The 8,530-nt window shown below is 71.5% G+C and carries 8 protein-coding genes; 2 read left to right on the top strand and 6 right to left on the bottom strand.

All coding sequences use genetic code 11. The features are described 5' to 3' along the window. The first annotated feature begins 560 nt into the window (after positions 1–560). The gene (gene trpS, locus ACFRKB_RS38670) at positions 561–1,559 is read left to right on the top strand and encodes a tryptophan--tRNA ligase (RefSeq protein ID WP_383111277.1); all 999 of its coding nucleotides are present in this window, start codon (positions 561–563) and stop codon (positions 1,557–1,559) included. Between the two features lie 20 nt (positions 1,560–1,579). On the opposite strand, the gene proC is transcribed toward trpS, so the two are convergent. From proC to ACFRKB_RS38640, 6 genes are all read right to left on the bottom strand, one after another. Beyond that, positions 1,580–2,389 (bottom strand): pyrroline-5-carboxylate reductase, encoded by an 810-nt coding sequence (gene proC / locus ACFRKB_RS38665; RefSeq protein WP_383111276.1) that lies wholly within the window; start codon positions 2,387–2,389, stop codon positions 1,580–1,582. A gap of 134 nt (positions 2,390–2,523) precedes the next feature. Continuing rightward, positions 2,524–3,333, bottom strand: a complete 810-nt coding sequence (locus tag ACFRKB_RS38660) for an ABC transporter permease (protein ID WP_383111275.1) — start codon at positions 3,331–3,333, stop codon at positions 2,524–2,526. Beyond that, entirely contained in the window at positions 3,330–4,097 is a 768-nt protein-coding gene (locus tag ACFRKB_RS38655; protein WP_383111274.1) for an ABC transporter ATP-binding protein, read from the bottom strand. Before ACFRKB_RS38655 ends, ACFRKB_RS38660 begins: the two co-directional genes overlap by 4 nt. A 32-nt stretch (positions 4,098–4,129) precedes the next feature. Beyond that, on the bottom strand, positions 4,130–4,876 hold the full coding sequence (locus ACFRKB_RS38650; protein ID WP_383111273.1) for a class I SAM-dependent methyltransferase: 747 nt from the start codon (positions 4,874–4,876) through the stop codon (positions 4,130–4,132). Positions 4,877–4,939: 63 nt separating this feature from the next. Continuing rightward, positions 4,940–5,404 carry a hypothetical protein gene (locus tag ACFRKB_RS38645; RefSeq protein WP_383111279.1) on the bottom strand — a complete coding sequence of 155 codons (465 nt, stop codon included), beginning with the start codon at positions 5,402–5,404 and terminating at the stop codon, positions 4,940–4,942. A 166-nt stretch (positions 5,405–5,570) separates the two neighbouring features. Beyond that, the gene (locus ACFRKB_RS38640; protein ID WP_383111272.1) at positions 5,571–5,939 is read right to left on the bottom strand and encodes an SH3 domain-containing protein; all 369 of its coding nucleotides are present in this window, start codon (positions 5,937–5,939) and stop codon (positions 5,571–5,573) included. A gap of 125 nt (positions 5,940–6,064) precedes the next feature. On the opposite strand from ACFRKB_RS38640, the gene ACFRKB_RS38635 reads away from it, so the two are divergent. Continuing rightward, positions 6,065–8,377, top strand: coding sequence for a serine/threonine-protein kinase (locus ACFRKB_RS38635; protein ID WP_383111271.1), 2,313 nt, complete (start codon positions 6,065–6,067; stop codon positions 8,375–8,377). Positions 8,378–8,530 lie beyond the last annotated feature (153 nt).

The raw sequence follows: 8,530 nt of genomic DNA, 5'->3' as shown, positions 1-8,530 counted from the left end.
TCGTGTCCGATTCCCCGTCGGAGCGGGGCCGCCTTCCAGTTTTCCGCTTTCGCGTTTCCCTTTCCAGCGATTCCGACTCTATCAGATCCTTTCGGGCCTGATTCCCAGTCAGAGTGGGCTGTCATCCCGGCCGTTGGGCCGTTCCGACGAGTGAGACTTTAGCGGAATCTGCTGCTCCGACGCGAATCGGGGCCGCATCCCTTCGAACGCGGATTCCTCATTCGCAAAAGCTCACGCAAAACAATGCGACACCAGCGGTCGCTTGCTTGTCGTGGGTCCTGCGGAATGACTGTCCGGGGACCGGCCTGGACCGGTGCTCACGTCGGACAGCTCGGAGAACATTACGGATCTGTGTTTGGCATGTCAACTTGAGGGTTCGGCCGCTACTCTTGGGGCCATGACAACGCACGCGTGCATCCTTCAGTGGTGGGCCGCCTGACGGCGGCCGGCCACACACGTGTGCACTCAACGGCCGCCGCCTCGGCGGCCGTTCGCGTTTCTCCCCCTCGGGGAGCCGGCCGCTGGAGGCGGCGGCTCCGATCCGGAGGGTGAAGAGAGAGATGACGCGGATCTTCAGCGGGGTCAAGCCGACAGGGCATCTGACGCTCGGCAACTACCTCGGGGCCGTACGCGGATGGGTCGAGGTCGATCAGCACCGGGCCGACGCGCTGTTCAGTGTGGTGGATCTGCACGCTCTGACCGTCGAGCACGATCCCGCCCGGGTGCGCAGACTCAGCCGGCAGGCCGCCACGCTGCTGCTGGCGGCCGGGCTGGATCCCGCCGTGTGCACCGTGTTCGTACAGAGTCATGTGGACGAGCACGCGCGGCTCTCGTATCTGCTGGAGTGCACCGCCACCGACGGGGAGCTGCGGCGCATGATCCAGTACAAGGAGAAGAGCGCGCGGGCGCTGGCGTCGGGCGAGAGCGTGCGGTTCTCGCTGCTGTCGTATCCGGCGCTGATGGCCGCGGACATCCTGGCCTACCGCACGGACGAGGTGCCGGTCGGTGACGACCAGACGCAGCATGTGGAGCTGACCCGGGATCTCGCGGTGCGGTTCAACCAGCGGTACGGGCATACGTTCGTCGTACCGCGGGCCACCCGGCCGCCGGTGGCCGCGCGGGTCATGGATCTCCAGGATCCGACGTCGAAGATGGGTAAGTCGCACGAGTCCGGCGCCGGGATCGTCTATCTCCTGGACGACGCCGATGTGGCGCGCAAGAAGATCATGCGGGCCGTCACCGACAGCGGGCAGGAGGTCGAATACGACCGGGAGGCCAGACCGGGGGTGGCCAATCTGCTGGAGATCCTCGCGGCATGCGGCGCCGGGAGCCCGGACGAGCTGGCCGGTGCGTATGACTCGTACGGCGCGCTCAAGAAGGACACGGCGGAGGCGGTGGTCGAACTGCTGCGTCCGCTGCGGGAGCGGCACGCGGCGCTGGCCGCGGATCCCGGTTATGTCGACGGAGTACTGAAGGAGGGAGCGGAGCGGGCCAGGGGAATGGCCCGCCCGGTGGTCGACGCCGCCTATCGGGCCATCGGACTGCTGCCCGCCGGCTGAGCTGCCGCGTCCGCCGACCGTCAGCCGTTGCCGGTGGCCAGGGCGCGGCTGCGGTCGCGCGCGGCCTCGATGGCGGCGATCAGGGCGGCCCGTACGCCATGGTTCTCCAGCTCCCGGATGGCGCTGATGGTGGTGCCGGCCGGGGAGGTCACGGCCTCCCGGAGCTTCACCGGGTGCTCGCCGCTGTCGCGCAGCATGACGGCGGCGCCGATGGCGGCCTGCACGATCAGTTCGTGGGCCTGGGCGCGGGGCAGGCCGAGGAGGATGCCGGCGTCGGTCATCGCCTCGACGAGGAAGTAGAAGTACGCCGGGCCCGAGCCGGAGAGCGCGGTGGCCGCGTCCTGCTGGGACTCGGGGACGCGGAGGGTCTTGCCGACGCCGCCGAAGATCTCTTCGGCGTGGGCGAGATGGACGGCGAGGGCATGGCTGCCGGCGGAGATGACGGACATGCCCTCGTCCACCAGCACGGGGGTGTTGGGCATGACGCGTACGACGGGGGTGCCGGCGGTCAGGCGTTCCTCGATGAAGGCGGTGGTGATACCGGCGGCGGCGCTGATGATCAGGCGGTCGGCGGTGACGTGGGGGGTGAGTTCGTCGAGCAGCTTGCCCATGTCCTGCGGCTTGACGGCGAGGATGAGGATGTCGGCGCGCTTGGCGGCGTCCGCGTTGGTGACGCTCTCGACGCCGTACCGGTCGCGCAGCTCCTGTGCCCGGTCGGCGCGGCGGGTGGTGGCGAGCAGGTCGGCGGCCCGCCAGCCGGCCCGGATCATGCCGCTGAGCAGGGCCTCGCCGATCTTTCCGGTACCGAGGACTGCGACTGTCTGGGGCATTGCGGGGTCACCTCGCCGGTGGGGATGGGTGGTGCTCTTCTTGCTGCTTTTCCTTGCTGCTGTCCTTCCTGAACCATCCTCGCACCGGGGCCGGGAGCCGCGCGGGAGGTGTCCGAGGAGCGGTACGGCGGCGGCTACGCCGTACGGCGGCGGAGGGTCGCCGCCCCCAGGGCCAGTACGAGCGCGGCGCAGCCGGCGACGATCACGGCGTCGCGCACGAAGTCGCCGGTGACGTCCGTATGGCGCAGGACCTCGTTCATACCGTCGACGGCGTACGACATCGGCAGCACGTTGGAGATCGCCTCCAGGACGGGCTGCATGTTCGGGCGCGGGGTGAACAGGCCGCAGAGGAGGAGCTGCGGAAAGATCACCGCGGGCATGAACTGCACCGCCTGGAACTCGGACGCGGCGAACGCGGAGACGAAGAGACCGAGCGCCGTGCCGAGCAGTGCGTCGAGGAGCGCGACCAGGAGGAGCAGCCAGGCGGATCCCACCACTTCCAGGCCGAGGGCCCAGACCGCGAGGCCGGTGGCGAGGACGGACTGGACGATGGCGAGCAGACCGAAGGCCAGGGCGTACCCGGCGATCAGGTCGGCCTTGCCCAGGGGCATGGCGAGCAGCCGTTCCAGGGTGCCGGAGGTGCGTTCGCGCAGGGTGGCGATCGAGGTCACCAGGAACATCGTGATCAGCGGGAAGATACCGAGCAGCGAGGCGCCGATGGAGTCGAAGGTGCGCGGGCTGCCGTCGAAGACGTAGCGCAGCAGGAAGAGCATCACGCACGGGACGAGGATCATCAGCGCGATCGAGCGCGGGTCGTGGCGCAGCTGGCGCAGTACGCGGGCGGCGGTGGCGAGGGTGCGGGCGGCGGACATCGGGGCCGCGGTGGTGCGGGACGGCGTCTTCGTACGGGAGGCCGTCGTCGTACCGGGGGTCGTGGCGGTCATCGGGCGCTCTCCTGGAGTGCGTTGGCCTCGTCGACCAGGTGGAGGAAGGCCGCTTCCACGGTCTCCGTACGGGTACGGGCGCGCAGGGCGTCCGGGGTGTCGTCGGCGAGGATCTCGCCGTCGCGCATGAGGAGGAGGCGGTGGCAGCGTTCGGCCTCGTCCATGACATGGGAGGAGACGAGGATCGTCGCGCCGCGTTCGGCGGCGATGCGGTGGAAGAGGTCCCACAGGTCGCGGCGGAGTACGGGGTCGAGGCCGACGGTCGGTTCGTCGAGGACGAGCAGTTCGGGGGCGCCGAGCAGGGCGACGGCGAGGGAGACCCGGCTGCGCTGGCCGCCGGAGAGCCTGCCCGCGAGTGAGTCGGCGTGCGAGGCGAGGTCGACGTCGCCGATGGCTCGTGTGACCGTTTCGCGGCGGGCGTCGCGGCGGGCCCGTCCCGGGTCGAGCACGGCGGCGAAGTAGTCGAGATTCTGACGCACCGTCAGATCGTTGTAGACGGACGGGGCCTGGGTGACGTAGCCGATCCTGGCGCGCAGCGCGCCGTCGCCCGCGGGCAGGCCGAGGACGTCCAGGGCGCCGGTGACCTTGGCCTGGGTGCCGACGATGGCGCGCATCAGGGTCGACTTGCCGCAGCCGGACGGGCCGAGCAGGCCGGTGATCCGGCCCGGCGACACGGCGAAGTCGAGGCCGCGCAGGACGGAGCGGTCACCCCGCCGGACGGTGAGACCGCGGGCACGGATGGCGCCCTCATCAAAATTCATCATGTGATGAATAATGGGCGCGGCCGATGCGGCCGTCAAGCGCGGACGGTGAGCGTCAGCTCGACGGCATATGCCTCCTCGACGGTCCCGTCCGGGAAGAGCGCGAGCAGTTCCGTCCGCTCGTCCGCGAGGAAGCCGGCCGCGGCCTGTTCACCGCGCGTACGGAAGACGGAGTGGCTGCCGAGATTGGCGAGGTGGGTGTCGAGCGCGACGTGGCGGGTCCAGGTGATACGGCGCTCCGCGCGGTCCATCGCGGCCGGGAGATGCCGCGCGCGGCCGGTGGCGCCGTGGGCGCCGTGGTCCACGTCGCCGGCCCAGCGGCGGACCCGTTCGTCCTGGGCGGCGATCCAGGGCACATCGCCGTCCGAGATGTTCCACCAGAGGGCGAGCGCGCCGCCGGGCCGCAGGACCCGCAGGGCTTCGGGCACGGAGCGGGCCGGGTCGGTCCAGTGCCAGGACTGGGCGTACGTGACGAGATCGGCGCAGCCGTCGGCCAGCGGCAGGGCGTCACCGAGGCCCCGGACGAGCGGAACACCGGGAGCGGCGCGGCGCAGCCTGGCCGCCATCCGCGGTCCGGGCTCGACGGCGGTGACCAGGGCGCCTCGCGAACGGAGCAGACGGGTGGCGATACCGGTGCCGGCGCCCACGTCGATGACGCGGGAACCCTTGAGCGGGCGGCCGGTGAGCTCCTCGATGGCGTCGAAGAGGGCGGGCGGATAGCCGGGGCGGGCCGCGTCGTACTGGTCGGCCACGGCGTCGAAGGAAAGAGCGCGTTCGGTCATGCGCCCATCCTGGCGGCGGCCGGGCGCGACCGGGGGGACCGGCAGCCGCCGGAGGCCCGTGGCCTACCTGCGCTTGGGCTTCCGGCCCTTGCCGGCGCCGCGGGCGGCCGGGTTTCCGGTGCGGGCGCTGCGGCGGCGCTCGTACTGGACCACGGCCGTCTCGTACTCCCGGCGGCGCAGCCCCTCGCCCGGGGCCTCGACGAGGGAGCGCAGGAAGTACGCGACCAGCGAGCCGATGAAACCGATCGTCTTGACGCTGCGCAGGGACTCCTCGCGGGCCGGATCGGCCGGGCGGCGCCGGAAACCGTCCCAGGTCGCACGGAACGCGATGGCGCCGCACACCGAGAAGACGGCGATGACGAGCACCCCGACGAACGCGCCCACGTCCGCGATCTCCAGTCCCTCGTACGCGAAGCGCAGCGCGAGGCAGGCGGCGACGGTGGCGACGAGGGAGCCCGCGGCGACCACGACGCGGCGCAGTGCGTAGCCGCCGTCGTGGCCGACCCAGGTCGTGCCGAAGAAGCGGATGGCCTCGGGCTCCGGGCCGCCGTGACCGCGCTGCTCGGGCTGCTCGGACCGCTCGGGCTGCTTCGAAGACTCGGACTGCTTGGGGTGTACGGGGTATGCGGGGTGTACGGGGTGCTCGCTCACGCGGCGATTATCCCCGGTGTCCCCTGCGCGTCACCGTGCCCGCTCAGGCACAGCGCGGCGCGACATAGCCGCTGCTGCCCGTATAGACGTACGCGTCCGAGACGAACTGCCCGTTCGCGATGTTGTCCCACAGATTCGTCGTCCCGTATGGGCCGGTGACCCACTCGCCCGGCTTCTGGCAGTTGATCGGGACACTCGCGCCGTACGGAAGCACCTTGACGAGTGAGTAGTTCGTGCCGGGTCCGCTGCGGACGTTCACGCGGTAGTCCGGGTGGACCGCGTACCGCTTCGCCGCCAGCGTTTCGACGGCCACCGCCGTCTCGGCGGACGTCTCCGCGGACGCCTCCGCGGATGTCTCACCGGATGTCCCGACGGCATTCCTCACGCCGCTCTCAACCTCTTCGACTGCCATGCGGTCCTCCCCCTTTGACGGTGCGTACTCTGCGCCGCGCAGGCTAGCAACCCATGGCTGAATAGCACGCATCATCGACTAGGCTCCGTGCGTCGCGCTTGCGCACGAATACACGGGGGTGGGCGATGCCACCACTGCGCAATACCGGGTCGGCCCCGGAAGCGGAGCGTCCGGATTACGCCGGTCGCTACCTGCTCGAATCAGCCCTGGGATCGGGCGGGATGGGCGTGGTCCATCTGGCCACCTCCGCTTCCGGGCTGCGTCTCGCCGTCAAGGTCATCCATACCAACCATGCGTCGGATCCCGAGTTCAGAGCCCGGTTCCGACAGGAGGTCGCGGCAGCACGCCTGGTCAGCGGCGCCTTCACCGCGCCTGTCGTGGACGCCGATCCGGAGGCCGAACGGCCCTGGATGGCCACCCTGTTCATCGACGGCCCGACCCTCTCCGAGCAGGTGAAGCGGAACGGCCCGCTGGACGCGGAGGAATTGACGAGGCTCGGCGCGGGGCTGGCCGAGGGGCTGCGGGACATCCACCGGGCCGGCGTGGTGCACCGCGATCTCAAGCCGAGCAATGTCCTGTTGGCGTCGGACGGCCCCAAGGTCATCGACTTCGGTATCTCGCGCCCTACGGACAGTGATCTGCGGACCGAGACGGGCAAGCTCATCGGCACGCCACCGTTCATGGCGCCTGAGCAGTTCCAGCGGCCGCGTGAAGTCGGCCCCGCCGCCGATGTGTTCGCCATGGGCGCGGTACTGGTCCACGCGGCGACCGGGCGCGGGCCGTTCGACTCCGACAGCCCTTATATCGTCGCGTACCAAGTGGTGCACAACGAGCCGGACTTGGCGGGGGTGCCCGAGAGGCTGCTGCCGCTGATCACCCGATGTCTGGCGAAGGATCCGGCCGACCGGCCGACGCCGGACGAGATGGTGGCCGCGCTGCGCCCGTCGCCGGTGCCGGGTAGGGGCGGGCGGCCTGGCCCGGACGGGCGGCACGGCGCGCGGACGTCGTCGCCCGGGGCGAGTCCCCTCGTACCGGCGCAGCGCGGTCCTGACCCCGCCGAGAGCGCGGATCCGGACCCCGCCACCCACGCGCGCCCGGCCAGGTCCCGGACGCGCCAGCTCCGGATCAGGCCCCTGGAGAGCGCGGAGCTTCACGAGGCCGAGGCGGAGGCCGAGGCCGAAGTGGAGAACGGCCGGCCCGCGTCCCGCCCCCGTCGGCGGATCAGGCGCTGGACGGCGATCGGTGTGGTGCTTGCGGCCGTGGCGGCGGCGGGTTTCGTCGGTGTACGCACCATGACGGACAACGGCGCCCCCGCCCCCGCGCGGCCGCAAGCGGCCGACCCGACCCGGGCGTTCCGCCCCTGGCACATCAAGCTGCCCGACACCGGCGCCGAGAACCCGATCCCCGTCTGTTCGGCCGCCGACGCGGCCGTCTACTGCACCGCTCCCGGCGTCAAGGCGGCCAGGCTCGACCCCCTGGACGGTCGTCTCGACTGGTCCGTGAAGGGCGACGAGGCCGGCGGGGACACCGATGTCGGCGCGGCGCCGGTTCTCTCGGGCGGGCTGCTGCATGTCATCAGCCCCGGCGGGGCCCGGCTGGAGGCGCTGGATCCGGATTCGGGCGCCGAGCGCTGGTCCATCGCCCTCTCCTCGTACGCCTCCGTCCGTCATGTCGGTGACACGGTGCTGCTCGTGGCCTACGACGGACGGGTACGGTCCCTGGACAGCGCGACGGGGGACGAGCGCTGGAGCCGGCAGCGCGGCGGGACCGGCACCGTCTGGACGGCGGCGAACGATTCTCCCGGCGGCGGTCCGCTCTTCGCGGCGACACCGTCGTCCGACGGCCGGGCCACCGAGGTGAGTTCCATCGATCCGGCCGACGGCGCCGTGCGCTGGGAGAAGCGGCTGACGGGCAGCCTGACCCCGGCGGGGGCTTCGGGCGACGCGCTGTTCCTGCTCTCCGGGGACGCCGACGGCTATACGAACGAGGTCGTACGGCTCGACGCGTCGACCCGTACCGTACGGCGCGTCCCGCTGCCGACGCCGGTCGACCAGGCGCAGGCCACCGTGTCCGGTGACACGGTCTATGTCATGGGGTACACGGGTTCACTGCTCGCCGTCGACACCGCCGGATCCGGAGCGACAGGTACGAAGAGCGCCGGCGTGCGCTGGCGGCTGGAGACGTCGGTCACCCGGGCGTCACAGCCCACCGCCGCCGGGAACCGCGTCTATCTGAGCGCGGGTGACGGCCGGCTGCTCGCCGTCGACGCCGAGCGCGGCGTACTGCTCGGGCAGACGAAGCCGCGGATGGACGACGGGCCCCACACGCTTGTCGCCGCCCTGCCCGCGCCCGTCACCGAGCCCGGCGGCGCGGTCTTCGCCACCGCGCCCGACGGGTCCGTCTTCGCGGTCGACAGCCGACGGCCGGACCGCTGGTAGCCACCGGCGCCGGCTGCCACTCCTCGAGGAACGCGGAAAGCCGTGCGCCCCGGTCCCTCCACCGCCGCCGGGAACCGCGTCTATCTGAGCGCGGGTGACGGCCGGCTGCTCGCCGTCGACGCCGAGCGCGGCGTACTGCTCGGGCAGACGAAG

Source organism: Streptomyces scopuliridis, assembly GCF_042790125.1.
GTDB lineage: Bacteria > Actinomycetota > Actinomycetes > Streptomycetales > Streptomycetaceae > Streptomyces > Streptomyces scopuliridis_A.
Note: the sequence above shows the minus strand (reverse complement) of the source record. Positions and strands in the feature narration are given on the sequence as shown.

What these genes read in the sequence shown, in the direction of transcription:
- trpS (WP_383111277.1), top strand. Translation starts at nt 561, where the DNA reads ATGACGCGGATCTTCAGCGGGGTCAAGCCGACAGGGCATCTGACGCTC.
- proC (WP_383111276.1), bottom strand. Translation starts at nt 2,389, where the DNA reads ATGCCCCAGACAGTCGCAGTCCTCGGTACCGGAAAGATCGGCGAGGCC.
- ACFRKB_RS38660 (WP_383111275.1), bottom strand. Translation starts at nt 3,333, where the DNA reads ATGACCGCCACGACCCCCGGTACGACGACGGCCTCCCGTACGAAGACG.
- ACFRKB_RS38655 (WP_383111274.1), bottom strand. Translation starts at nt 4,097, where the DNA reads ATGATGAATTTTGATGAGGGCGCCATCCGTGCCCGCGGTCTCACCGTC.
- ACFRKB_RS38650 (WP_383111273.1), bottom strand. Translation starts at nt 4,876, where the DNA reads ATGACCGAACGCGCTCTTTCCTTCGACGCCGTGGCCGACCAGTACGAC.
- ACFRKB_RS38640 (WP_383111272.1), bottom strand. Translation starts at nt 5,939, where the DNA reads ATGGCAGTCGAAGAGGTTGAGAGCGGCGTGAGGAATGCCGTCGGGACA.
- ACFRKB_RS38635 (WP_383111271.1), top strand. Translation starts at nt 6,065, where the DNA reads ATGCCACCACTGCGCAATACCGGGTCGGCCCCGGAAGCGGAGCGTCCG.